General features: G+C 46.7%; 23 protein-coding genes. 6 read left to right on the top strand and 17 right to left on the bottom strand.

Annotated features, from left to right (window positions below):
• Positions 1 to 6: 6 nt before the first annotated feature.
• Together A6A26_RS13590 and A6A26_RS13585 are read right to left on the bottom strand one after the other, a co-directional pair.
• The gene (locus A6A26_RS13590; RefSeq protein WP_063879222.1) at positions 7 to 474 is read right to left on the bottom strand and encodes a YjiG family protein; all 468 of its coding nucleotides are present in this window, start codon (positions 472 to 474) and stop codon (positions 7 to 9) included.
• On the bottom strand, positions 467 to 1,150 hold the full coding sequence (locus A6A26_RS13585; RefSeq protein ID WP_063879221.1) for a nucleoside recognition domain-containing protein: 684 nt from the start codon (positions 1,148 to 1,150) through the stop codon (positions 467 to 469). Before A6A26_RS13585 ends, A6A26_RS13590 begins: the two co-directional genes overlap by 8 nt.
• A gap of 375 nt (positions 1,151 to 1,525) precedes the next feature.
• Between A6A26_RS13585 and A6A26_RS13575 the strand changes: the two genes are divergently transcribed.
• Positions 1,526 to 2,422, top strand: coding sequence for a LysR family transcriptional regulator (locus A6A26_RS13575; protein WP_063879219.1), 897 nt, complete (start codon positions 1,526 to 1,528; stop codon positions 2,420 to 2,422).
• 52 nt (positions 2,423 to 2,474) lie between these two features.
• On the top strand, positions 2,475 to 2,705 hold the full coding sequence (locus A6A26_RS13570; protein WP_063879218.1) for a hypothetical protein: 231 nt from the start codon (positions 2,475 to 2,477) through the stop codon (positions 2,703 to 2,705).
• A gap of 91 nt (positions 2,706 to 2,796) precedes the next feature.
• Here A6A26_RS13570 and A6A26_RS13565 read toward each other — a convergent pair whose 3' ends face one another.
• The 7 genes from A6A26_RS13565 to A6A26_RS13535 all read right to left on the bottom strand — a co-directional run bounded on the left by A6A26_RS13565 (position 2,797) and on the right by A6A26_RS13535 (position 9,295).
• Positions 2,797 to 3,255, bottom strand: a complete 459-nt coding sequence (locus tag A6A26_RS13565) for a GNAT family N-acetyltransferase (protein ID WP_063879217.1) — start codon at positions 3,253 to 3,255, stop codon at positions 2,797 to 2,799.
• 100 nt (positions 3,256 to 3,355) lie between these two features.
• Entirely contained in the window at positions 3,356 to 4,567 is a 1,212-nt protein-coding gene (locus tag A6A26_RS13560) for an MFS transporter (protein WP_063881155.1), read from the bottom strand.
• Between the two features lie 15 nt (positions 4,568 to 4,582).
• Positions 4,583 to 5,863: a tRNA lysidine(34) synthetase gene (locus A6A26_RS13555; RefSeq protein ID WP_063879216.1), complete on the bottom strand. Its 1,281-nt coding sequence runs from the start codon at positions 5,861 to 5,863 to the stop codon at positions 4,583 to 4,585.
• A gap of 56 nt (positions 5,864 to 5,919) precedes the next feature.
• On the bottom strand, positions 5,920 to 6,102 hold the full coding sequence (locus A6A26_RS13550; RefSeq protein ID WP_063879215.1) for a hypothetical protein: 183 nt from the start codon (positions 6,100 to 6,102) through the stop codon (positions 5,920 to 5,922).
• A gap of 675 nt (positions 6,103 to 6,777) precedes the next feature.
• Positions 6,778 to 7,398 carry a histidine phosphatase family protein gene (locus A6A26_RS13545; protein WP_063879214.1) on the bottom strand — a complete coding sequence of 207 codons (621 nt, stop codon included), beginning with the start codon at positions 7,396 to 7,398 and terminating at the stop codon, positions 6,778 to 6,780.
• Positions 7,399 to 7,608: 210 nt separating this feature from the next.
• Positions 7,609 to 8,031, bottom strand: a complete 423-nt coding sequence (locus A6A26_RS13540) for a GNAT family N-acetyltransferase (RefSeq protein ID WP_063879213.1) — start codon at positions 8,029 to 8,031, stop codon at positions 7,609 to 7,611.
• 361 nt (positions 8,032 to 8,392) lie between these two features.
• Positions 8,393 to 9,295, bottom strand: coding sequence for a LysR family transcriptional regulator (locus A6A26_RS13535; protein WP_063879212.1), 903 nt, complete (start codon positions 9,293 to 9,295; stop codon positions 8,393 to 8,395).
• 393 nt (positions 9,296 to 9,688) lie between these two features.
• Here A6A26_RS13535 and A6A26_RS13530 point away from each other — a divergent pair, with 393 nt between their 5' ends.
• Genes A6A26_RS13530 through A6A26_RS13520 form a run of 3 tightly spaced genes read left to right on the top strand, consistent with a single transcriptional unit; the run spans position 9,689 to position 12,870 of the window.
• Positions 9,689 to 10,351, top strand: a complete 663-nt coding sequence (locus A6A26_RS13530; RefSeq protein ID WP_063879211.1) for an RraA family protein — start codon at positions 9,689 to 9,691, stop codon at positions 10,349 to 10,351.
• Positions 10,351 to 11,562 (top strand): aminotransferase class I/II-fold pyridoxal phosphate-dependent enzyme, encoded by a 1,212-nt coding sequence (locus tag A6A26_RS13525; RefSeq protein ID WP_063879210.1) that lies wholly within the window; start codon positions 10,351 to 10,353, stop codon positions 11,560 to 11,562. Before A6A26_RS13530 ends, A6A26_RS13525 begins: the two co-directional genes overlap by 1 nt.
• A 39-nt stretch (positions 11,563 to 11,601) precedes the next feature.
• Positions 11,602 to 12,870: a cation:dicarboxylate symporter family transporter gene (locus A6A26_RS13520; protein WP_063879209.1), complete on the top strand. Its 1,269-nt coding sequence runs from the start codon at positions 11,602 to 11,604 to the stop codon at positions 12,868 to 12,870.
• 379 nt (positions 12,871 to 13,249) lie between these two features.
• Here A6A26_RS13520 and A6A26_RS13515 read toward each other — a convergent pair whose 3' ends face one another.
• Both A6A26_RS13515 and A6A26_RS25505 read right to left on the bottom strand, forming a co-directional pair.
• Complete coding sequence (locus tag A6A26_RS13515; RefSeq protein WP_063879208.1) at positions 13,250 to 15,307, bottom strand: sensor domain-containing protein; 2,058 nt, start codon at positions 15,305 to 15,307, stop codon at positions 13,250 to 13,252.
• A gap of 883 nt (positions 15,308 to 16,190) precedes the next feature.
• Positions 16,191 to 16,454, bottom strand: a complete 264-nt coding sequence (locus tag A6A26_RS25505) for a hypothetical protein (protein ID WP_156506664.1) — start codon at positions 16,452 to 16,454, stop codon at positions 16,191 to 16,193.
• A gap of 434 nt (positions 16,455 to 16,888) precedes the next feature.
• Here A6A26_RS25505 and A6A26_RS13500 point away from each other — a divergent pair, with 434 nt between their 5' ends.
• A complete protein-coding gene (locus A6A26_RS13500; RefSeq protein WP_063879205.1) occupies positions 16,889 to 17,512 on the top strand; it encodes a pyridoxamine 5'-phosphate oxidase family protein in 624 nt (207 codons plus the stop codon).
• Positions 17,513 to 17,752: 240 nt separating this feature from the next.
• On the opposite strand, the gene A6A26_RS13495 is transcribed toward A6A26_RS13500, so the two are convergent.
• The 6 genes from A6A26_RS13495 to A6A26_RS13470 all read right to left on the bottom strand — a co-directional run bounded on the left by A6A26_RS13495 (position 17,753) and on the right by A6A26_RS13470 (position 23,861).
• On the bottom strand, positions 17,753 to 18,082 hold the full coding sequence (locus A6A26_RS13495) for a DHCW motif cupin fold protein (protein WP_063879204.1): 330 nt from the start codon (positions 18,080 to 18,082) through the stop codon (positions 17,753 to 17,755).
• A gap of 578 nt (positions 18,083 to 18,660) precedes the next feature.
• Positions 18,661 to 20,421: a beta-glucuronidase gene (uidA, locus tag A6A26_RS13490; protein WP_063879203.1), complete on the bottom strand. Its 1,761-nt coding sequence runs from the start codon at positions 20,419 to 20,421 to the stop codon at positions 18,661 to 18,663.
• Positions 20,422 to 20,458: 37 nt separating this feature from the next.
• The gene (uidC, locus tag A6A26_RS13485; protein WP_063881154.1) at positions 20,459 to 21,709 is read right to left on the bottom strand and encodes a glucuronide uptake porin UidC; all 1,251 of its coding nucleotides are present in this window, start codon (positions 21,707 to 21,709) and stop codon (positions 20,459 to 20,461) included.
• Positions 21,710 to 21,887: 178 nt separating this feature from the next.
• On the bottom strand, positions 21,888 to 23,165 hold the full coding sequence (locus tag A6A26_RS13480) for a PTS sugar transporter subunit IIC (protein WP_063879202.1): 1,278 nt from the start codon (positions 23,163 to 23,165) through the stop codon (positions 21,888 to 21,890).
• Positions 23,166 to 23,218: 53 nt separating this feature from the next.
• A complete protein-coding gene (locus A6A26_RS13475; protein ID WP_063879201.1) occupies positions 23,219 to 23,524 on the bottom strand; it encodes a PTS sugar transporter subunit IIB in 306 nt (101 codons plus the stop codon).
• Positions 23,525 to 23,540: 16 nt separating this feature from the next.
• Positions 23,541 to 23,861 (bottom strand): PTS lactose/cellobiose transporter subunit IIA, encoded by a 321-nt coding sequence (locus A6A26_RS13470; protein WP_063881153.1) that lies wholly within the window; start codon positions 23,859 to 23,861, stop codon positions 23,541 to 23,543.
• Positions 23,862 to 23,909 lie beyond the last annotated feature (48 nt).

The raw sequence follows: 23,909 nt of genomic DNA, 5'->3' as shown, positions 1-23,909 counted from the left end.
TAGTGCTCAGGCAATAACGCGCATAATCAGCATGGCGATTACGGCATTGAGAATGCTGACCGCCATCAATAACGGCCAGTACTTCTTCGGCACATCGGCCACGCCCAGCAGGCGTCCCATGTACTGGAGTTGCGACCCCATCAAAAAGATAGCGGGCGCGAGAATGGTGATCTGCCCCACATCAAGTTGGCCTTTGCTCAGCAGGCTGACGGCCACACCGGTTCCGGCAGAGGAAGAGAGCCAGGCGGTTAACAGCACGGTGATCGCTTCGCCCGGCAGGCCGAAAAGCCCCATCAGCGGTGCGCAAACGTGCCCAATAATCTGCATCACGCCCAGTAAATTGAGCATTTCGGCGATCACATAGGCCATTAATACATTCGGCATCAAATTATTAATGGCGATATGAAAACCCTTGCGCGCGCCAATAACGAAAATATCAAACGGATTACTGGAGACTTTTGCTTGATTACTCATTGTCGAAATCTCGCTTATAAACAGTATTTAATGCCAGGCGAACCACGGCTGCGCCAACGAATTTAAGGACGAACATTAAAACCAGCGGAATAATGATCGGGATGGTTAAGGAAGCGAACATTGCCGATCCGATGGAAAAATAGTTATTAATCAACCCGGCACCGGAATACTGCCATGACCCCATAATCACCACATCTTTGCGGGTGATCTTTTCGCTGTCATAGAGTTCTTTCGTTAATGCCGCACCGGCATCGGTACTTTGCAGATCGGTAATTAATGCCAGACCGGTGTAACCTGGAATGCCGAGCAGCGGTTTTAACAGCGGCGTGAGTAATTTATGCGCCGCACGGATCGCACCGTAATGGGTGAATATTTCCAGCAGGCCGAGCGCCAGCATCACCGTTGGCACCAGCGAGAGCGCAAAAAGAAAACCGGCTTTGGCGCTCAGGCCGCCGCTGCCGATAAAGGTGTTGGTTTCCGGCGTCTTCATCGTGCCGAACGCGCCGCCAAGCGTGGTGAAATCGAACGCGCCCAACCAGGCCATGCCATCCACTTTAAAAAAGAAACCGGAGAAGACCAGCAGCACAATGACCAGTGAAATCCACGCGCCAGGCCCCACTTTCCACTCCTCTGCTGCCTCTTTTTCTGGCTGCTTCAGTGTTTTTGATTCGCTCATATCATCTCTCTTTACATGTATAATGGAAAAGTCCTGATACTAAGCAGGATCCATGCCTGAATAGCCCAGCCGTAAAATAAACGCCTTTCGCCAGGCTGATTTTTGCAATAAAACCCCTTCCCGAAAAATAACGAGAAATTCAAGCGCATTAGCGGGAAAATTATTTCATCGTGCACGTATAAAAGCGCAATGAAATACGTTCTCCCCTTTTCTGGGCGCACTTTTGGTGCAGTGAGACTGATTTCCTTTTTCTTTTTTACTGACGTACCAAATTTGGCGGTTAATTTGATTATCACTATTTAAACGGCTTGATAAATAGCCATCAAGTGATGTTATTGTTGCTCTCAGGTCAACAGTAATGAGGGAATGCGGCAGATGTTCCAGGATAAACAGGTGGGTTACCTGTATGAAGTGGGTAACCAAGGCGGCATTCGCCGCGCGGCAGATATCCTTGGCGTTAACGCGTCGGTGGTCAGCCGCCAGATCGCCCAACTTGAACGTGCGCTACAGCTTCCCTTGCTGGAACGGCGCGGGCGTAATGTGGTATTGACCGAAGCGGGACGGCTGCTGGCGGAGGACTATTTTGCCAGCCGCCAGCGGCGCGAAAAGCTGGAGAGCCAGCTTAAAGATCTGCGCCATATGCGCGGCGGAACGCTTTCGGTGCGCATTGGCGGCGGACTGATCACCGCGTTTATCGAAGGAGTCATGCGCGAGTTTGCCCAGTCTTACCCGATGGTGTTTGTCGATATTGTGGTCGGCAGCATGCAGGAGATGATGAACGATATCGTCAGCGGCGAAGCCGATATGGCGCTCGCCTTTGGCCCGATTGGCACACCGGAACTGAAGCGCCACAGTTTCCAGTGGGGGCCGATTTGCGCCGTGGTCGCGCCACAGCATCCTATCGCCGGTCACGCCAGCATCACTATTGAAGAGTTGAACGCTCATCCGCTTATCGCTCTGACGGAGAACTTTGGCTTGCAGCGCCACATGAACGCCATGTTCAAAAGCCAGGGCCTGCAATTTCACCCGGCCTACCGATGCAACCTGTTCTCCACCGCCATGAACCTCAGCCAGGCGGGGCTCGGTGTCTCATTTATGACTGCCTATGCCGCCGCCGACCCCATTCGTCAGGGGACACTTGTCGCCGTCCCGCTCGACCACCCGATCGCCAGTAGCGCCCAGTGTCACCTGTTACGGAACTCAGACAGGCGCTTTACCCCAGCCGCCCATCATATGTGGCGACTTCTGCATAATGCGTTTCGTGACAGATAAAAATAGCGACTCCCGTAAGCGTTGAGCGGCGTGATTTTTTTGAAATGTCGTCATGCGGGATGGGTGGATCCTGAACCTGGCCTGTAACAGAGATGCGCTCACAAGGCACGGCATCGCCAGTGGTGTGAGCGTCGGGCCTGACAAAGACCGGGTGGCGGGCAACGTTCTGCTAAAGGTGAGTCAAAATGCCTGTGTACATAATCTCAGCCTGTTGATCAACCGAGGCTTCGGCATCAGTATGACGGGCTTACATCAGTCAGAAGATGGACTTATCGGCATTTAAAGTCGCGGTGAGCGAGGAGCGGACGTCTCACTTATGATATGTATCCAACGCCTTGAGCATAACTTTCCTGAGTAGCATAAAAAACGTGAAGTTAAGAAAGGTCTTTGCACATAAACACACTCAACGGATCTGCTGCATACGGGGGGAATGCATCGCATATTTCGTACCCGCACTTACGATAAAGTGCGATGGCCGGTTGCTGATTAATCCCCGTTTCAAGCCGTAATAAGCACGGAGTCTTCTCTGAAGCCATCGTCTCGATTGCGCTGATTATCCGCTCTCCGAGCTTCCTGCCCCGGTATTCCGATCGAATATAAACCCGTTTAATCTCAGCTGAGCCATTTTCCTGAAACAGCAAAGCACCACAACCCGCAGGTGCGCCGCCTTCATCACGTACGATAACGCAGCGGAGCTGCTCGTCATTAACGGTTGAAAGATCCAGACAGTGATTACTTTCTGCAGGATACAGTTCGCGCTGAAAGGCATCGAGCTCGCTGACCAGCCACGCCAGGTCAGAATCACTTTTATCCACTTCTGAAATGCTGAACATTCACTATCCTCGACAGCTAAAAGTCCTCATGGATATTGATAAAGACTTCACGACTCCATAAGAATTGAATAAACCCATGAGTATAGTCTAAGGAGAACATTTAACCATCTTTTACTTTTCTCAAAATCAAAGGCTTGTATATTGATGAGCTAAAGAAGAGTGATCCAAGCGCAGCGAAAGCGAGAAAAAGAAAACACTTTTCTGCAGTGAAGTGGTCTATACCAACAACAATCACAAAACCTAACAAAGACTGATAGCTTCTTGATATCATATCGGAAGTGGCTATTATTTCTGAAAACTTACTTTTGTCAGTAAGCTCCTGCCCTGAGCTATATAATGAAATTTTAAGTAGCGACAACCCTAAATATATGATGAATGTTCCTGATAAATAACTCAAAACCAGAAATTTAGTCAATGGAACGGACCATATCAGACAGCCTACAGATATTAGCACGGCCCCTGAAATAAAGGATTTATTAATACTTTCAATTTTGAATATTTTCCCTGCCATCAAGCTTCCTACTAACAAAGAAAAAGTACTCATACTTGAAAACAAAGCAACAACAGTAGAGTATGAAGATACATAGATAATATTTATGTGATTAATGAGCTCTTTGTAGTTATCAGTAAGAATGTAAGTCGATATAATTTCATAAGCAACCATAGATGTAATTATGGATAATCTAAAAAAAAGAATGTTTTTTTGAACTTTATCATTGAAAATATAAGTAAAACCTGAAAAAATACTTTTCTTTTGAGATAGATTGTCAGGTGTCCATTCTTCAAGTGAGAAAACTATACATGTAGACATCAGGAAAAGAAAGCTTTCGACATAAAAAATAAATTTTATCCCAAAGATTCCTATTGTCAGTGAGGATATAATAGGTGCTATTAAACCGAAAGAATTATAATAAAACTGCTGTTTTGAAACAAAACTTATTCTTTCTTCACTATCAACAAATTTCTGAAATGCCACGTTTTTCAGTGTCGTGTTTAATCCTGCGCAAAGAGATATCAGAGTTGATAAAATTGCAAGTACATAGATATTCCAAGTGAAAGCTATAGTTAAACAAGTTACAGATCTGGCGAAGTCAGTGAAAATGCTTAGTTCTCTCATTGATAAAATTTTCAGTAAATGAGGAATGAGAAAAAAAACAAGCATACTTGAGATTAGTCTCAAAGATATAATGTAGGCCGTTTTTTCGGGTGATTTGGTAATCATGTAGGCCATTGTAATAATTGCCACATCACTAATGCCCGTGCCAAATGAGGAAATGACATCTGTCAAAAGCAGCTTGTTTTTATTTTCCATTTTCCACCTCTGCATTTATTTTACTTTATTCAAAAATGGTATCTCTCCCAGGCTCATTAAGTGTGAGCAATGATTACATACATGAATAAATTTCCTTTGGTCAATATCTTTCCCATAAGCATGAGTATAGGTTATTCCACAATTGGAACAGATTTCATATTCTGCTTTTTGAATATTGTAATTTTTGTTGAGTCGTTCCAATGACTCAAAGAAGTTAAACCCTAATCCGGGCCAGAGACCTGAAAGCAAATCAATCATGAAATAGTTTATATCCCTATTATGATCTCCCCTGTCATAATCTGTCGGAGAACCTTTTTTTGAATGTGTCTCAGGTGCAACGAATTTTAGATAAAGCGTCAACTCTTTCTTTGTAATTGTCCACAGAGGAGATGTATGAATGAATTCTCCCCATGTTTTCAAAGGTGCGGATTCACCTAATAAAGTCCCGAGTGTGTATGTCCTAAACACGCTGGCAAACAAATCCTCGAAATGATATCCAAATGAAATTGTGGAGATTTCTCTTTCACGGGCAAAGCGTTCCACACATGCACGCATAACGTGATGCCACAGCGTGATTGAGTGGCCACGACCTTCTGTTACAAGAATTTTTTCAATTGCATTTTCAAATCCATTTTTAAAATTCATTGTTTCATTTACATACTCTAAGGGTAGAACCGTGTAATCTTTTACTCCAAGATTTTGAATGGCTTCCATAGCCACTTTAATGTCCTTTGTAGAAGCGGCTGTATCTGCCACTGTCACGCCAACGAGTTCATGAGGAGGGAGCTTATCTTTGTTCCTTCTAAGCAAATAAAGCAAAGCCAGGCTGTCTCTGCCGCCAGACAACGCTAAAACAATTTTTTGATTCTCGATTATGAGTTTTTTTTCCATGATACCCTGGACAAACATATCATCTACATATTTGACAAAGCTATCAGGGTCGAACTGAGTCTCCTTCATCTCACAAATGCCGTTATCGTTGAACCACAAAACATTTTTTGTGTAAACTGATTCAGCATCTGTTTTAGTAGATTCGACCCCTTCATCTTCCCACAGCCTCAACGTTCTGCAGTATTCAGGTAGCTGATAAGCCCGAACCATATCTAAGACGATTTTGTCATTGTTATTAATCTTGTAGGTATGGTCATCAATTATTTTTTCATTGACATAACAAATGACTGAATCTCTAGGTATATAATTTCTCTTCAAAAAAACACGTAACGGTTCTTCATCATGCGCTTTAAGAATGTGAACCTTATCAAGCCTGTCTTTTAGAATGATTTTCACACTATTCATAGTAATTTCCTCATCATAGGCCTGCTGTATTACAGCAGGCCTAAAATTAGTTAAAATTAAATATGAGCGATGAAATCCGAAATGCTCATCAGTAGGTTGGCGTCACGTTTGATTCGACCCTGCACCATAGTGCTTATTGCGCTAAAGCAGATGTCTTTAGGTTCTGATTTATAGAGCTTGATAGGCTCAGGTTTTCTCGCGAAAACAGGCTGATAAAGCTTTTCTGCGGTTGATTGCATCTTATTACTCCTATCTGTTGAAATGGACAGAAATACTTGTGCCGATCAAAATAATACATTGCTTAAGCATTAGGTTAGCTAACCACTACGGGTCGGCTTACATAAATTTACATAACCATAATTTAATGTCAACAATTTGCGTGTAGATTATTTTTACAAATTAATCAATAACTTAACAATTCAACTTAAACAAAACCCAAACGGAATCAGTATAATTTCAACTCTTAAATAACCTTATTAATTTAAAATAATTTCACCATTAATTAGATGACAATAAATAAGGGTGCTAATGGGTTTGCGTCTAACAAGTTCCTCGCAGCTTGTATTCCACTGGGATATTTGGTGAGCGTTTATGTATTTCAGTTGCACATTTTTTGTAAAAGAGAGTCCAACTTTACTGAAGTTAGCTTCTTTGTATCGTCATAGTTAGCCCATTCAACAATTTGATAGACAGCGCGTTTGGAATATTAAATGGTTAAGTTTCGCTTAAATTATCTTCACTCGTTTTCATCCAGCATTAAAAACAGCTTTGTTACCAAAATCCTTGCAAATTTCACAACCGTAGCGGCTTGATCATCTCTTGAATTTAATATTTCTGCGATTATATACAGTATCGTTGAAGAATATAAAGTTGTGCTTAAATCATGATAGCTTTGAATGACTGAAAGGTAACGGCTAATCCAGGAGACGTAAATGTGTAGCAATCCCCCATCTGAGCGCGGCACATCTTCCATTAATCAGATCGAAAACGGAGTAACTCGCGTTGGGTTGTGCATACCTGTGAAAATCATCCACAGTTCCACTTTTTAGAATCGCAAGCACACCCTGAATGACCTGCCCGTGAGACACAATACATATTGTTTCATGATCTCTTTGTTTATCGAGATTGGATAAAAAATGCATAATTCGCTGCGAAGCTTGTGAGAGAGACTCCCCCCCTGGCGGACAATACTCTGCATCAAGTTTGAATAACGCCTTTGCAGCGTCCGGATTTTGTTGCGAGAGCTGTACGGTTGTCATGCCTTCAAACTGACCAAATGCCTGTTCTTTTAGAGCCGGTTCAGCTATCAGTGAGCAACAAAAGCTTTCAGCCAGGCTCTGTCCCATTTGCCAGGCACGGCCAAGCGGAGAAGCGTAGACACATTCTACCCGGTAATCACTCGCTGCAAACGCTGCCAATAAGGCTGATGTTTGGCGCTCCCCCCGAAGAGTCAATGCGCTATCACTCTGTCCCTGAATAATACCTCTCACATTCCACTCGGTTTCCGCGTGTCGAACAAGTATCACTTGCATCATTAAAGGGCCATGTATGTTATTGATTTAAATACTACTAATTAAAAATATATCTCTGATATGATGGGATTTTCCTGCTCTGGGCCAAAACAGGAACAAGTGTAGCTGAATATTGTTATGTTCAGTCTCAGAAGTGATGCTTTGAACGACGTTGACGTCCACTCCTGGCACAAACCGGACAAATTCCACCATGAGCAAGAAGCAGGCATTGTTTTATGTAGCTTTATTTCGTTTCCAGATCCTTGCCATACCTTCACTTGCAGGGCTGACTCGTATGAAACCAAATTTTTCATACAACTCTGGCACATCAGCCATTAACGTAACATAGGCGCCATCACAGGCATTGTTATCGAGCCAGTTTGCCAAACTTTCCATTATTTGGCGGCCCAGCCCCCTGCCCTGATGCTGTGGATCTACAGCTACATCAACAATCTCCATATTGAGGGCGCCGTCACCCACTATACGTCCCATGCCGACGACAGTATTCTGTAAGCAGATATGGACTGCATAACAACTGTTGGGAAGCGCCAGGCGCACGCCCTCTGCGGGACGTGGCGTCAGCCCTGCGATGATGCGTAAACGGCAAAAATCCTCTACTGACGGAACAGTTTCAACAACCTGATAGCAAGCAGACAAAAGGTTATCCTCTGGTTAATAGTCCATTTTTGAGCACCAAATCGACTGGTTTAGGCACAAGGTCCAGTATGAGTGAACAGCACACATTTACTCATGGCGACTGAATATGTTCATTCTGGTAAACATCACATCCCTGCCGTCTCCCCGCATGCGCGCTCAGTGTGCTTCTGACGCGAATACTCTTTTTCCGGCACGCTTACGGTCCGTATAACCAACACTACACCTTATGGTTTCTAGGCCGCTGCGTGGCTGTGCACAGTGCAGTAGTGTTATGCCGTTCTGGACGTCGGAAAGTGCAGGTTTCTGCGGGCGATAAACTGATTTTTATCGCTTAACGCGTTACCTGATTTCAGCACGTTACTCAGAAACCGAAAAGGAACTTATCGAAACTGCAGCAATTCCTGGCAATATCAGCAATATGAGGAATGATGCCTTGTTCACGATCGGCCCGATAAATTGCGCTGTATCTGACAAGAGGCAGCCTGGGTTTGAAATCAAGCTCCCTGAGTATCCCTTTTTCCAGCAAAGGCATTAAAGGTTTTCGGGGAAGATAGGTAATACCCATACCGGCAACCGTCAGCCCAATCTGGGCAAAGAGGTTGTTACAGACAATATTCCGGTCAAATTTAATGCCGCGCATTGAAAAATAGCGTTCATATATCAGACCTGTGCCGGACGTGGGACCCTGCACAAAAAAGGAATATTTTGCTGCTTCGTCAATATCAATTTTCTCTTCAGCGGGTATCAGTGCTGTCGACGACATCCAGGAATTTTCGACACTGCTCAGAAGGCACGCGTTGAGGCGAACGTCGTCGTACATGTCAGGTGCAATAATCAGATCGAGCTTGTCATTCTGGACGGAATCATACAGAACGGGAGAGGCATCCACGGTAGGCACTATCTGTACCCTGGGATAGACTTCCCGGATTTGCTGAATCAGCTCGGGTAGCCAGGTAAGGGATGTCAGCTCAGTTACGCCCAGCCGGAGTTGTGAAATCAGAACCTTCCTGTCGCTGATCCTCTCAAGCAGGTGGTTTCTTTTCTCTACCAGCTCCTGACTGTAAAAAAGAAGCTCTCTTCCCTTCTCAGTCAGCCGCGCATTTCTGCTCGACCGGTCAAATACCTCAATATCAAAAGAGACTTCAAGTTCATGTATGCGCTTTGATATAGCAGACTGCGTCATATTGAGCTTCTCCGCGGCCGCTTCAAAACTGCCGAGATTAACTATCCATATCAGCGCATCCATTTGTTTGAATGTTATCACCTGGGTTACCTCTTAAAACGGCCGACAAAAAGTCCAGAATGCTGCGAAAGCCGCACCCAGTCTCTGGTGTGCCCCACCATGTGTGAAAGAGACCTTTAATAGCAGGGGCGAAAAATTCCTGCTCAGATCACAGAACTGACATAGGAAATTCATATGTCTTCGCCGAAAAGCGCCTTTATTCCCATAAAAGAGGCGAGCTTACTGCTTTTACATTCACCGCTTAACGCCATATGTTTTTGATATTTATCAACTTTATAGCCGAAGTATCTTTCTTTCATGAAAAAAAGGACTGATTAACTATATCAAAATATCGCTAAAAACAATCTTTCATGGCCGATAGTATCAAACATAACCAGTTTGTTAATTTAATGTTAAAAATCACTGAGGCCATTTATGTCCATCCCAGGAAGCCATATCAATCCGCCCGCCAGACCACTGACACGCGCTGAACGTGAATCTTTCAGAGACGTTGTGACCCCACATCTCAGCGACAACATGTCGCGAAATATCGGTATTAGCGGTCTGCAGCGCTTCAATAAAACCGGAAAACTTATCGGTACCGCATTGACTGTAAAGGTGCGCGGCGGAGACAACCTTATGGTTTACAGGGCGATGACCATGATTGAAGAAGGCCATGTGCTGGTCATTGACGCACAAGGCGATACGAATAACGCCATCATCGGCGAGCTGATTAAACTTGAGTGTCTCCGCAGGGGATGCGCAGGATTTGTTGTCAATGGCGCCATCCGTGATGTTGCCTCGTTTGAACATACCCCTCTCTATGCAAAAAGCATCATTCACAAAGGACCTTTCAAAACCGGTCCCGGTGAAATAAACGTGCCTGTGAGCATCGGCGGTCAGGTTATCTGCCCCGGGGACATCATCATCGGAGACGAAGATGGCATCGTGAATTTTGCGTACGAATTTAAGGATGAACTTCTTAGGCTGGCGGCAAAACATGCGCAGAAGGAAGAGGCTGTAAAGGAAATGATTGCTTCAGGCCAGGAAGACCAAACCTGGTACACAGACCTGCTTCGTGAAAAAGGATACCTGTGATGAAACTGAATCAGCGTGTATCTCAACGATTAAAAAGCATCAAGCCATCACCCAGCATTGCCGCGAACGAGCTTGTCACTCAGTTGCGATCCGAAGGTTTTAATATTATCAATTTCACCATCGGAGAGCCTGATTTTGATACGCCCGAACATATTATCAAAGCGACCGTTGACGCCCTTAAAAACTCGGAAACGCATTACACTCCCGCAGCAGGAACGGTGGTTCTGCGTAAGGCAATCTGTGAAAAACTTGAGCGTGATAACGGGCTTCGCTATGAGTTAAACGAAATTGTCTGCGGTAGCGGCGGAAAGCACATCATTTTTCACGCTTTCGCTTCCACGCTGGATAAAAATGACGACGTCATTATTCATGCTCCTTACTGGGTATCTTATCCGGACCTTGCCATTCTGAATGAAGGCACACCGGTTATCGTAGAGGGTGATGAATCCAATGACTTTAAGCTCACGGCTGAGCAACTGGAAGAGAGCATAATGGCAAACACCCGCTGGGTGGTGCTTAATTATCCGAACAATCCCACCGGTGCGGTATACCGTGCTGAAGAACTCATGGCGCTGGCCGACGTGCTGCGAAAATATCCTGACGTGCTCATTATGCTTGATGAGATATATGAGCACTTTGTATACGAAGACGCTACACACCTTTCACTGGCCGCTGTCGCGCCGGATCTGAAAGAGCGGATACTTATTATTAACGGCGCCTCAAAGGGATATGCAATGACCGGATGGCGTCTTGGATTTGGCGCGGGTCCAGAGTGGCTGACCAGCGCTATCACCAAACTGATATCCCAGACAACCACCTGCCCGAGTTCGGTAAGCCAGGCGGCTGCAGTCGCGGCGTTCGCAGGTGATCAGCAGCCCGTAAAGGAGATGCTCACCATCTATACCGCGCGCAGAAAGCGCATTGTCGAACTGCTCAGCACTTTGCCAGGCCTTAGTTTTAACCCACCAGCAGGTGCATTTTACCTTTTCATTAATGTGTCCGGGCTGATCGGTAAAATAAAACCCAATGGAAGCCGTATAACCTCTGACGATGACGTCGTGGAGTATTTTCTACGTGACGCAGGCGTCGCAACCGTTACAGGCAAAGCATACGGGCTTTCTCCTTACTTACGCATTTCTTTCGCAAGTTCAGTTGACGTCATTGAAGAAGGATGCCGGCGACTCAAAACGGCCATTGCATTGCTTCGCTAGCAGATTCTTAATTATTAACCAACACCAGGTACGAACTAAATGAAAAAGCCAGGAATCCCCCTTGTATGGCAGATTGTTGTCGGCCTTGTGGCAGGCATTGTAATAGGTTACCTACTTAATCTATATCCCGCGCACAGTGCGTGGCTTATAGAACAGATATTTAAGCCTGCCGGCAATATTTTCATTAAATTAATGAAAATGATCGTTATTCCGGTTGTTTTTTCGTGCCTGGTAGTGGGTATCGCAGGTCATTCTGACAGTAAAGCGGTGGGAAGAATGGGGCTGAAGACCATTTTTTATTTCCTTTGCGTGACAACCACCGCCATTATCGTGGGCTTGATTGTAGGAAACGTGGTGAAGCCCGGCGCAGGGGCCGACCTGTCTTCGATGGTGCAGCATCAGGTCAGTGTCGCTACGCCCGCGTCAGCGAATCATGGGCTTGGTCAGGTGATCCTGAGCATTATCCCTGAGAATATTGTTGATGCTATGGCAAAAGGCAATCTGTTGCCCGTGATCTTCTTTGCCGTCATGTTTGGCATTGGTATTGCTTCGCTTGAAAATGAAAAAAAGGCGAACATGGTCAATTTCTTTTCTGCCATTGCTGATGGGATGTTCAAAGTTACAGGCATGATCATGGCCTATTCCCCTATCGGGATATTTGGCATGATAGCGGTAACGGTGACCGATTTCGGCGTCGCGTCTCTTCTGCCGCTGGTGAAACTGATTGCCACAACTTATATTACCGCCATTCTGTTTGTTATTATTGTTTTTGGACTCATCGCCCGATCCGTCGGCATTAATATTTTTACCATTATCCGCATTATCAAAGATGAATTGATACTTGCTTTTTCAAGCGCCAGCTCAACATCTGTTCTGCCACAGCTGATCCAGAAAACACAAAAGTGCGGCGTCGATAAAACGGTTTCAGGGTTTGTTATTCCTACGGGGTATTCATTTAACCTTGACGGTGCCTCTCTTTTCCTTGGCATCGGAACGCTGTTTATCGCGCAAATCTATGGCATTCACCTGACCCTTGCCGATCAGATGATGCTTGTTGTGACGATGGTCATTACCTCTAAGGGCGCAGCCGGTGTTCCTGGTTTTATGTTCGTCATTCTTTCCGCCACGCTCTCTAGCGCAGGTATCCCGTTAGAAGGCATTGCTTTCATTGCCGGCGTTTACCGCTTAATGGATATGCCTAATACGGCGCTTAACGTTCTGGGAAATACGCTGGCCCCTATTGTCATAGCCAAATGGGAAAACAAGTTCAGCGATAAACGCTACGCTGAAACTGTGAAACAACTTTAGATTTCAGTCTTTCAGGCAGGTTTACGGCGTATTTCGCTAAGTAAACTTTCATACATCGACGATAAAGAGGGAACGGCGTACAGCACAGACCTTAAATTAGCTCAAACTACGCCGTCGGCATTTACCGAATGGCCGGGCGATGTGGGTGCAGAACATTCCCTATAAAGGTTGTGTAACGCACCGCCCGGCACGCCTGTCAATATGGCCGTCAGTTATCAGGACAGTAACTGACGGGAGCTTTGCCCTAATGACATCCCTGAAAAGAAGGCATGCGTTTTTTGTTATCGATCCCTCAGGCATGCACTTTCTTTCCAGTTAAAACCTGACCCGCGGCGCAAAATGTAAGCGCCGCCGGCAGGTCCTGATAAGGGCAAAGACTTCACTTCTGAATCCAGTAAGGCCCCGGCCTGCCAAAGAGATATCCCTGTAGCAGAGGACATTCATATTTTCTGAGCCACTCAGCCTGTGCAGGTGTCTCCACGCCCTCTGCGGTAACTTCAACCTTTAGTTGACGACAAAGTGAAAGAACGGAGCTGACGATAGCTGCCGCTCCGGCATCCCGGTGCAGGTCGCTGATAAATGACTTATCAATTTTTATCCTGCTGAAAAGTCCGGAGCTGAGGTGGCTCAGGGAAGAAAAACCGGTGCCAAAATCATCCAGCACCATATCAATGCCTGTCTCCCTGAATTTCCGTATTACTTCATAACTGAACTCGGGGTTGTCGAACAGCGCGGACTCGGTAATTTCGAGTTCCAGCCTGTTTGGATGCAGCCCACTATGAATCAGGACGTTTTTCACTCTGTTCGCCAGTTGCGGGTCTCTGAACTGTCGGGGCGAAATGTTTACTGCCACCCGCGCCTGTCCCGACCAGCCTGCCATGTCAGTACAGGCACGCGTAAGCGCAAATGCGCCGATATCATGGATAAGCCCGGTTTTTTCAGCAAGCGGTATGAAAACGTCAGGCGGAACGCTTCCCCTTACAGGATGATGCCAGCGCAGCAGGGCTTCATATGACACGACTTCTTCACTTACGCTGCACACAACGGGCTGGTAAAAAAGCTGAAGCTCACCGTTCTCCAGCGCACCACGCAGGTCGTTTTCCAGACTGAAGCGCTCTTTCGCTGAACTGGCAAGCTCATCTGTAAAGATGACCCAGCCATTACGTCCGGCTGACTTGGCCGCATACAGGGCGATATCTGCTGCCGATAACATGCTTTCAGCATCCCGCGCGTAGCCCGGAAAAAGGCATACTCCGAAGCTGCAACCCGACGTGACCTTGCGGCCTTTCAGCATGAAGGGTTCCTTCAGCACTGCGGTGAGACGTGATACCGTTTCGCTTGCTTCTGCTGCTGAGCTTATGCCCGGTAAGACGGCAACGAACTCGTCGCCGCCTGTGCGGGCCAGTATATCTTCAGGGCGCAGGACGGACTGTAGCCGCGCTGAAACATCAATAAGCAGTGCATCCCCTGTGGGATGGCCCAGAACGTCATTGATGCTTTTAAAGCGGTCAATGTCAGAGACCATGACGGCAAAGGGGCTGTCGCCACTCAGAAGCGTCTCCAGCCTGGGCATCAGGCCACGGCGGTTAAGCAGCCCTGTCAGTGGATCATGCAGTGCCAGGTGATTAGCTCTTGCCGCTGCCTGATACTCTGCGGTGACATCCAGTATGGTATAGAGAAGATAGTCCTCTCCGCCGCCCGAATTCAGCCTTTCTGCAGAAATCCGCAGTGAAAATTCCGGTGCGGTATCGTCTGAAGAGACAGTTTCACTGAACCCTTCATCGGGAAGGAGATCATAGGCTTGCCTGAACACAGCACTCAGATCGGCTGGCAACGCCTCAGGGATACCTGTCAGGGTATTACCGCTCAATACCAGCGCCTGCAGATGGGGCGAATTCATGGCTGTCGGGTTCGCGCGTATTATGCCACCCGATTTTACGTCACACAGAATGAGGGCGCAGGGCGTGTGGCAGAACACAGCGTCGAGCACCTTATTGGTGTCTGATAACTCTGTTTCCCTTTTCTGGATAACCTGTTGAGCGATGCGTAGCGCCGCCCTTTCCTGATAATCATGCGAAACGTCCCGCACGATTTTAATAAAAGCAGCGTGTTCTTCCTCAGATGGGTTGAGAAATTCTATTTCGACTGATGCACGGAATGTGCTGCCGTTTTTCCGGAGGCGCCAGCCCTCGCCTGTAAACTTGCCATGCTCACGTGCATACCCCAGATCGGCCTCAGGTATGTTCCTGGCCTGTTCATCTTCATCGTAAAAAACCGAAATATGTTGCCCTCTGATATCACGGCTTTCCCAGCCCTTAATTTCACGGCATCCAAGGTTCCAGCTCATCACCTCTCCGGTTGAAGAAAGAAGGTATATTGCGCAAAGCGACGTTCTGGCCACGGCGGCCCCCAGTTGGTCATTGGTTACGGATTTCATGCGGCTGTCCTTGATGAGTTCATCGACCTGCTCGGAGATGATCCTGCCTGTAAAATGAGTATCGGCCTCGCTCACCTGATATCGAGAAACAATTTTGTAAAACTTTAGCCTGAAGCATAAAGACTACCGTTAATTCACTTCTGTTTAGCCTTAGCCAGTACCAGGCTTCATGACACCACCTATGGCTCTACCTGTCGGCACCTGCGCGATTGCTACAAACATACCTTCAAATTTTCGGTTTATGCGCTTTTTATCTCTGAGTATGTAAATAATCGAATTACGCTTTTTAAGGCAACTGTTATGCATGCCCGTCATTTTGAGTAAATAACCCACTGTCAGGAACCCTGCACCGTTAATTAACACGGACTGAAGTCAGGTACATCTGTGCCTGGTACACATCTGTATGACAAAACCCTATTGATTATTCAGGATTTTTACGCTCTGCAAATGGCTTATGCGCTGAGCTGATGCCCTGGCCACAGGTTATGGCAGGACGGCCCGCCGAGTTCAGCCAGACCGCTGCCATTTTGAGATTTTTCTGCCTTAAAGGCTATCCGGCTTAAATACTCACTTCACCTTTCAGAGGCAGCCCGGCGCCTGCCGGACCGGTGATGCAGAAGACAATGAGCATAAATAACGTCACCAGACTCAGACGAATTTGTTCCGGCACAGGTTAGAATCTTACAGGGCTGACCAGCCCCCGCCGATGAGCACATCCCGATTTGAGCAATATGCGCTTCTTGCTCATAGCGGACCTTCTGCTTAGTCCGCTCGTCTGCTTCGTGCCAGGAGTGCACAAGGTAGTTGTGAATTTTGATAACGCTACGACTGGCGTTCGCGCGCGGGGTGACAGGACCGATTAGCCCCCTGCTGGAGGCTGCTCTTAATGGAGGCTTTCTTTAGCGCTGGCGCAAGCTGTGGGGCGCTGAGAGTAAAGGTACTCATACAGCAGCAGCATGCCTACCGGATTACCTTCGAGATTTTCGAAATCAACATGCGTTTTCTCCAGAAGATACTTTCTCAAATCCTCTGGAGAGATATTTTTATGGGAAGCCAGTGCCCGGCACAGTTGTGTCACTATCTCGCATTTTACTGCATAGGGCACTTCAGGATTATAAATTTCCGGAACAGAGTGGGTCTGATTCATTAAAATACCCTCTATAAGCGCTTGAAATGACTAGAGAGGCCAGAGTGCACGCCGATGTGAGATAAGATATAGCAAGTATCGAACCTCGTGTAAATGATCAAACTTATTGCCGTCAGGTCCGGACTCAGGACCTGGCTAATCATCGTTTCATACCATAGAGAAGGTGCAGTAAAAAAAGTAGCTTTTGACGCTGATTGCCCGCTTTCCGCTCACAGCGGAGGGCCACCTGGAGCTATCTGATGTCCGCTGAGTGCCAGAAGCGAGCATCACCTAAGTAATATGACTATGCAACGCCAGCGTGCTTTAGGCATATACATTACATCAGAGAGGTTTTGGCTGATTCAAACCAGGCAGATCGTATTTCTGGCTCATCCGTCATGTTTTATTCATAGAACTCGTGCAAATTTGTCATTTTGAATGAAAGGAGCTTTAGGATGATTTATAAAGACATGGTAGTAAGAGATACTTTTGAGTTGGACAAGCTTTACGACGCTGTAGCCAAACCTTCCTTAATGAAAGTTACTGATCATATTCATCAGGCATACCGCCCTTTTATAGAGGCATCCTCTTTTGTCGTCCTTGCAACTTCAGGGCCTCATGGGCTGGATATATCCCCAAGAGGTGATCCGGCCGGCTTTATGCATATTCATGATGCGAAAACCGTTTTTCTGCCTGACCGCCGGGGTAATAATCGTCTTGACAGTCTGCGTAATATTTTAACAGACAACAGAGTAGCGCTTCTCTTCCTGGTGCCGGGAATTGGAGAAACGATACGTTTAAACGGCACTGCTGAGATCTCTATAGACCCAACCCTACTGGAAAAATTTGAAATGAAAGGCCAGTTGCCTAAAACTGTGTTACGTATTTCAGTACAGAGTGTAATGTTTCAATGCAGTAGGGCTATCATCCGCTCGAAATTATGGGATCCTGCCATTCAGATTGACAGGAAAACCCTACCCAGCACTGGCACTATTCTGAAGATGATTTCACAATCAGAAATCGATGGAGATGCATACGATAAGGCCTTGCCGGACAGGCTGAAAAACACGCTTTATTGAACATTGACTAAAATTACCCCTGGTGGACTCACTGATTTCACGGCAGGTCCGCATATTTACGTTCTGAACGGTAAGCGACGACATTAAGCCCCACCTCACTAAACTTACGCTTATCAGGCCGCCCTGGTGCCTTTCTCATCAGAAAGCACCCTTCCCCAACAAGTTAATCTACGATACCGCGCTTCAATCTCCCTATCGCATGAAAAATCCATCCCACCCGCAATAAGGCTACCAATCCCATCAGTCAACAATAAACAGCGTTGCTCCCGCCGTGGTCGTTGAACGATGTGCTTCAGCATCGTCGGCAACCTGATAACTCACGCCGGGCGTTAATACAAACGTCCGTCCGTCATCCAGCTCTGTCACCAGCTCCCCTTTCAGACACAGAAGAATATGCCCTTTGATACACCAGTGATCGGCGACGTAGCCGGGGGAATACTCGACCATTCTGACCCGGATATCGCCAAACGTTGCCACGCGCCAGAGCGCGAATCCGCTTTCCCCCGGATGCCGTTCTTCCTCGATCTGTGACCAGTCGGTTATCCCAAAGGGGATGTTTTCCATCTTCATTTTTATGCCTTATTATCGAGGTTGAGTGGCTTGTGGTAGTGCGTCAAAAATTGTGCCGATAAATGGCTGCCGATTCAGTAAACGTGAATCCGATGCCTAAGGCAATGGAAATCATTCCATGAGGTCTGCGCTCTGGCATTAAAATCATAAGCACCTTTTTCTTGGTGGATCAGTAGGCTGTCGATATTTAAGCGGATAAGCGGATAAGCGGATAAGCGGATAAGCGGATAAGCGGATAAGCCAGACTATAAAAAAAAGGAACGCATCTCACAGAGCGGATTTATTGATACAGATAACACTCAAGCCACATAAAAAATATCAACATGTATAACTAAAACGTTTTATTAGTTTAACCAGCAACAAAAAGCCTTTCTTAAAATAATTTAATCCTCTTATCATAGTTTGATTTAAGATAGGTTTTATTTAAGTTAAAAATATGGCAGCTAAGCCCTGTCCATCCCGCAAAAACAGCCATAAAAACCGATTCTGTCTCTTCATCAGTTAGCTGCGCTGATAACGTCTGCACCTGTCACCTGCCTGGATGCACTTTCGCGCATCCAGGTTCTCACGCACGCCGGTTAAGGCATCGCCGTCCAGCGCTTTCTAAGTAGAAAAGCGGATGCCTTAGGTTTTCTGTCTCGGGTAAATACGCCCTTTTTATTTCCCCCTACCCGAATGATGCCCTGCGAGGTAGCGAAATCGGCAAAGTTCCACACATGCTCACCCACAACAAAGGGTAAGCGATCAAAAACGCTATGGTACATATCAAGAAACGCGCACTGGTACTCTTCAGACCACATTTCGTTATAAACAGAATGAAGGCCCGACAACGTATCAGTTCCGTATTCGGTAATGATGATGGGCTTTTGATGTCGATCGTGCCAGGCGGTAAGTTCCCCTTCCAGCGCTTTTTCCGCTGCCGTCAGATCAGCGGGATTTTCATACCAGCCGTAATACCGATTCAGGCAGAGCACATCAAACAGATCACTGATCTGGTCTTCATCCAGCGAGGATTTCGTAATGTTAACGCAGCAAACCGGACGGCTGGCATCCCGTAGTTTTGTCGCCTCCACCAATGGCAGGAAATACTCTCTGCTGGCGGGTTCACGTGCGTCTGGCTCATTCGCGATACTCCACATCACTACTGAAGGATGATTTTTATCCCGGTCAATCAGTTCGTGTATCGCGTCAAGATGCGCCTGCTGCGTTACCTCGTTAAGCGCCTCGGCGCAAAACAGTTTTTCTGGTCGGGCAATGTTGCGAATCATCGGCAGAGAAACGTTAAACCCGACCGCTGGGGTTTCATTAATCACCACGATGCCGTGCTCATCTGCCCAGTCCAGCATTTCTTCTGCATAAGGATAATGTGCAGTGCGGTAAGAGTTGGCCCCTGTCCAGGACATCAACGCATGATCGTGCACCAGCAGCACATTATCGAAGCCCTTACCGCGCAGATCGGCATCTTCATGGCGGCCAAATCCCTTGAAGTAAAAGGGCTGATTGTTGATAAGGAACTGATCTCCCTTTACTTCGACAGTACGAATGCCCACCGGCAGTTCATAACAGTCGGTGCCTGCATTCACGATCAACCGGTACAGGTAAGCCTTGCCGGGTTGCCAGAGTACAGGCTGAATCACCTCAAGGCATCCCTCACGCCCCGTGCACTGAGCAACCTGCGATCCCTCATGATCCCTTAACTGACAGGTCACGTTACCCGGAGCGTCAATGCGGTAGTGCACCGCACCTGACTGAAGGTCATCACTGAAATCCGTGTGCACCTCGATGTCCCGGATAAACTCACGCGGCGTGGTATAAAGCCAGACGTGCCGGTGAATGCCTGCATAGTTAAAGAAGTCATGAAAGTAGTGCTGCTTCAGCCGCCCCTCCTGCTCGACCACAATGCCGGGCGGGATGGTGTGCCACGACAGTTCATTGTTCACACAAACCGTAAGGCGTAGAGTGCGTTTCGCCGCTATGTGGGCAGTGATATCGCATTCGAATGGCGTGTAACCGCCCTGATGGAACATGATTTGTTCGTCGTCGAGCCATACCGTTCCACGATGCGTGACAGCATCAAAACGCAGCACCACGCGTTGCTCATGCCAGCGCTCAGGAATACGAACCTCAGTCTGGTACCAGACATCGCCTACATGCGAGCGTACGGCTTCATCGGCGAGTTGATCGTTATAGCTGCCAGGAACCGCCACTTTACGCGCAGCGCTGAGTCGGCTTTTCCACCACTTATCGGTTAATCCGCGCCTGTCTGCATCAAGTTTAAATTCCCATAAACCATCCAGTAATTTAGCTTCACGTGACGTCGTTTCAATCGGTTTTAACATCAGGCCTTCCTTCTTTTCGTTATAGAGGTGAGAATAATTATTTCAGCATGAAGTCGTACTGTATTCCGGCTTTAACATCCCAGTAATAGAGGTTATTCCCCAGCGAACTACCCTCCCTTTTCTCCTTAGCAATATCCGACGCGACGTACATTTTCATTCCTGATAACGGCCCTTCTTGTATGTTATAGAAAATACCCGCGAGAATTCCCCGACCATTCATCCGAATGGTTCGTCTTGTATCTTCGTAACCGCGTGTAATCAGAGGTGCAAGCATAACGCTCAGATTTGGCCGAAAGAAATATTGTGCACCCACCTGCAAGGAAAACATGTCTTCTTTATTTCTGTCGATACTGAGGGAATTGGGATAGCCGATATCAGTATCAACATTAGAGCCAATACCATTCATCGCATGGGTAACGATTCCCGCCGCGCCAAAAAAACTTATTTTTGGCATGCTGTAGGTAATCTGACCTGAATAAACCTGAGTATTATTGTGATAGCTCTGAGTACGTGACACGCCATTTAACAGCGCATGAAACGCCAGCAGTTCGACTTTAATCGCGTTTTTGTTTTCAAGCGGAAATTTCTTTTCTATCAATGCCTGATACTGAGAAGAAGCATCGTCCTGCCACGAACCGCCAAGGGAGTAACGGCTGTTTTTATCGTGCCAGCTACCGGCCAGAAAAGAACGTGCCCGTTTGGTATCGTAACGGCCTGTGGACGCGTTGTAGATCCCTTCATTACGCATCCCGACTGCCGCATCGGGCCAGAGAAAAACACGTGTGCGATACATTGCCCATAGATCGATATTGTCGTCAGGCTGATAGCGACCTAATACACCTTCCGAAAGCGTTGGCATGGTTCGGGTGGAGCCAGAAGCAATAAATGGAATGCGGTAGGGCAAACTGCCATAGCCGTTATCAGTACCGAAGCGACCGATTTTAAGATGAATATTATCCTGAGGTTTTAACTTTATTGCTCCCGTCACCAGGCCAAAACTGTCATGGTCGGCCAGATAGCCGCGTGTACTCCATTGTTCTTTGGCACCGAGCTTATAAACATAATATGCTCCCGCTTCGATACCAATGAAATCAGAATAATAGTGCGAATTTGCATCAATCATGGCCCCCTGAACCCAGCCATAAATGTTTTTTTCGTAGTTCCCCGCACTGGGCCGATCCGCACGGCGAAAATCATTTTTTAGTCGGATACGTAACGCATCTTCATTATCGTTAATTTCTGCGGCCTGGAGTAAAGGTGAAGTCAATACCAATAACAATACCGCCATGGTGAGTTTTTTAATTTCCATAATAGTTTTCTTTGTAAAGAGCAGAAGTAGGATTAAGTTATAAATTAATTGATTACATCGACAGGCTATTCCTGTTTACGGTTCTGTTTAAAACGGGCAACTCCATCGAATAACCGCCCTCAGAATCTTATTTATCAGGCAAGCGTATTTTTAATCATTAAACCTGTTTGCCTGTGCCTTCTTTTTCAAGGCGGTAAGACGCTCTATCAGCCTTTTTGAAAAAGGGATACCAGATAATTAACTGCACGGCGACCAGCACAACCTGCAATACCGCTATCTTCCAGCTCCCTTCCATAATACCGCTTAATATAATGGGCACGCCCGTTATCGGTGTAATTCCGGCAACCCGCGGCACAAGACCGATATAGGTTGCGCCATAGGCAATCACCAGACTGATGGCGTTCATAAAGATAAAGGGAATAGCAAACCGGAAGTTAAATACCATCGGCGTGCCAAACACCAGGGGTTCACTGATGCCAAACAGCGCGGGAACCGTGGTGAGTTTACCCAGCGTTTTATATTGCTGACTTCTGGCAAAGAACAACATCAGCAATGTCAGACCAATCGCACTGCCCGACATGGTATAGGTACTGACAAACGCTCGCCCGGTGATGTTCGGCAATGACTCACCGGCAGAATAGGCGGCCAGTTGCATCGCATCCATTGCAGTAAAAATCGGTAACACGACGGAGTAAATGACCATGGTGCCGTGGATTCCGACAAACCACAGTAACTGCGCCAGCGTCCAGAGCAGGATGATGGAGACAATATTTCCTCCCATGCCCTGAAGTGGAATTTGCAGGAAGGTATAGATAAACTGGTGCATGTTTTTGAACGGTGTCGCAGTAAAGATGACCGACACGGCAGCAAACAAGATTAATGAAGCGAACCCGGGGATCAGGCTACTGAAACTGCTGGAAACCACCGGCGGCACGCTGGCAGGCATCTTAATAGTGAACCCTTGCCGCTTGATAAAGATGTAGACCCGGGTTGAAAGCAAGCTGACCACGATGGCGGTAAATATGCCCGTTCCGCCTAACCATTGCACAGGAATAATGGGCAAACCGGTTTCGGAGAGGGCTACGGGCGTCACGATAAAGAAACTTAGCAACGCCAGTATTCCGCAGAATAACGCATCTTCGTCATGTTGCTTTGCATAACTTCCCGCAATGGCGACGCCGAATATCACAGCAAGGAAGTTTGTGGTAAACATAATGATCGTTTTTAGCGCGGTGGCAATCCCCATACTGGCAATAAAGGCTTTATAGGCCGGAATGGGTAAATTCAGGAACAGTGCTGCAAATGCGCCCAGTATCGTAATTGGCATGGCACTCATCATGCCGCCTGTAATGCCATTGACCAGTTTACTGGTCTGGATTTTATTGACTACGGGGTTAATTTTATTGGTTATCGCTTTTCGGTCAAATTTAGGCATAATAATCCCCTGCCACGTTTATTTGGCTATGCACCTGATGTTTAATAAGCGGTTTACTTTACTAATGCGAGCGCGTCTTCCAGAACTTTTTCACCATTCATCATTCCATAGTCCACCATATCGACTACGGCAACACTAATGCCCTGAGGTTCATATTTTTCGCGCAGGTCATCTTCCAGATAAGATATTTGTGGCCCCAGAAGAAGTACGTCTGTTTTCCCATTATGCGTTTTAAATTTTTCTTCGGGCATCGCAATAATGCTCACGTCGATTTGGCGCTGTTTAGCACTCTGCTGCATCTTTGCCATCAACATAGAGGTCGACATTCCAGCTGCGCAAACTAATGTGATGTAGATCATGGCTATTTCCTTATCGTTATTTATTTTTGATCAGCTTGTACATTTCAATCATTTCGATGGCTATGTCTCGTGTTGTCATCGCGCTCATTAAATGATCCTGACCATGGACCATAATGAGCGAAACGGCGCACGGGTTCTCTTCGCGTGCTTCTGCCTGAATCATTTCCGTCTGAAAATGGTGAGCCTTGTGTAAAAAGTCATTGGCTTCTTTTATTCGCTGTTCTGCCAGTTCAAAATCACCCAACCTGGCAGCCTTCATGGCCTGCATGGCTTTACTTTTAGCACTGCCGCCGTTAACGACTAATTCAGTGATAATATCTTCAAGACTAATTTCCATCACGTTACCGTTCCGTTTTCTGATCATTTACCGTCATCATAGTCATCA

This window comes from Pantoea sp. OXWO6B1 (genome assembly GCF_001641135.1).
Classification (GTDB): domain Bacteria; phylum Pseudomonadota; class Gammaproteobacteria; order Enterobacterales; family Enterobacteriaceae; genus Pantoea; species Pantoea allii.
The sequence above is the reverse complement of the archived record's forward strand: the minus strand, read 5'-3'. Positions and strand labels throughout refer to the sequence as shown.

What these genes read in the sequence shown, in the direction of transcription:
- A6A26_RS13560 (WP_063881155.1), bottom strand. Translation starts at nt 4,567, where the DNA reads ATGGAAAATAAAAACAAGCTGCTTTTGACAGATGTCATTTCCTCATTT.
- A6A26_RS13545 (WP_063879214.1), bottom strand. Translation starts at nt 7,398, where the DNA reads ATGATGCAAGTGATACTTGTTCGACACGCGGAAACCGAGTGGAATGTG.
- A6A26_RS13520 (WP_063879209.1), top strand. Translation starts at nt 11,602, where the DNA reads ATGAAAAAGCCAGGAATCCCCCTTGTATGGCAGATTGTTGTCGGCCTT.
- A6A26_RS13515 (WP_063879208.1), bottom strand. Translation starts at nt 15,307, where the DNA reads ATGAAATCCGTAACCAATGACCAACTGGGGGCCGCCGTGGCCAGAACG.
- A6A26_RS13570 (WP_063879218.1), top strand. Translation starts at nt 2,475, where the DNA reads ATGCGGGATGGGTGGATCCTGAACCTGGCCTGTAACAGAGATGCGCTC.
- A6A26_RS13475 (WP_063879201.1), bottom strand. Translation starts at nt 23,524, where the DNA reads ATGATCTACATCACATTAGTTTGCGCAGCTGGAATGTCGACCTCTATG.
- A6A26_RS13590 (WP_063879222.1), bottom strand. Translation starts at nt 474, where the DNA reads ATGAGTAATCAAGCAAAAGTCTCCAGTAATCCGTTTGATATTTTCGTT.
- A6A26_RS13585 (WP_063879221.1), bottom strand. Translation starts at nt 1,150, where the DNA reads ATGAGCGAATCAAAAACACTGAAGCAGCCAGAAAAAGAGGCAGCAGAG.
- A6A26_RS13525 (WP_063879210.1), top strand. Translation starts at nt 10,351, where the DNA reads ATGAAACTGAATCAGCGTGTATCTCAACGATTAAAAAGCATCAAGCCA.
- A6A26_RS13575 (WP_063879219.1), top strand. Translation starts at nt 1,526, where the DNA reads ATGTTCCAGGATAAACAGGTGGGTTACCTGTATGAAGTGGGTAACCAA.
- uidA (WP_063879203.1), bottom strand. Translation starts at nt 20,421, where the DNA reads ATGTTAAAACCGATTGAAACGACGTCACGTGAAGCTAAATTACTGGAT.
- A6A26_RS13550 (WP_063879215.1), bottom strand. Translation starts at nt 6,102, where the DNA reads ATGCAATCAACCGCAGAAAAGCTTTATCAGCCTGTTTTCGCGAGAAAA.
- A6A26_RS13495 (WP_063879204.1), bottom strand. Translation starts at nt 18,082, where the DNA reads ATGAAGATGGAAAACATCCCCTTTGGGATAACCGACTGGTCACAGATC.
- A6A26_RS13555 (WP_063879216.1), bottom strand. Translation starts at nt 5,863, where the DNA reads ATGAATAGTGTGAAAATCATTCTAAAAGACAGGCTTGATAAGGTTCAC.
- A6A26_RS13480 (WP_063879202.1), bottom strand. Translation starts at nt 23,165, where the DNA reads ATGCCTAAATTTGACCGAAAAGCGATAACCAATAAAATTAACCCCGTA.
- A6A26_RS13530 (WP_063879211.1), top strand. Translation starts at nt 9,689, where the DNA reads ATGTCCATCCCAGGAAGCCATATCAATCCGCCCGCCAGACCACTGACA.
- A6A26_RS25505 (WP_156506664.1), bottom strand. Translation starts at nt 16,454, where the DNA reads ATGAATCAGACCCACTCTGTTCCGGAAATTTATAATCCTGAAGTGCCC.
- A6A26_RS13565 (WP_063879217.1), bottom strand. Translation starts at nt 3,255, where the DNA reads ATGTTCAGCATTTCAGAAGTGGATAAAAGTGATTCTGACCTGGCGTGG.
- A6A26_RS13500 (WP_063879205.1), top strand. Translation starts at nt 16,889, where the DNA reads ATGATTTATAAAGACATGGTAGTAAGAGATACTTTTGAGTTGGACAAG.
- A6A26_RS13470 (WP_063881153.1), bottom strand. Translation starts at nt 23,861, where the DNA reads ATGGAAATTAGTCTTGAAGATATTATCACTGAATTAGTCGTTAACGGC.
- uidC (WP_063881154.1), bottom strand. Translation starts at nt 21,709, where the DNA reads ATGGCGGTATTGTTATTGGTATTGACTTCACCTTTACTCCAGGCCGCA.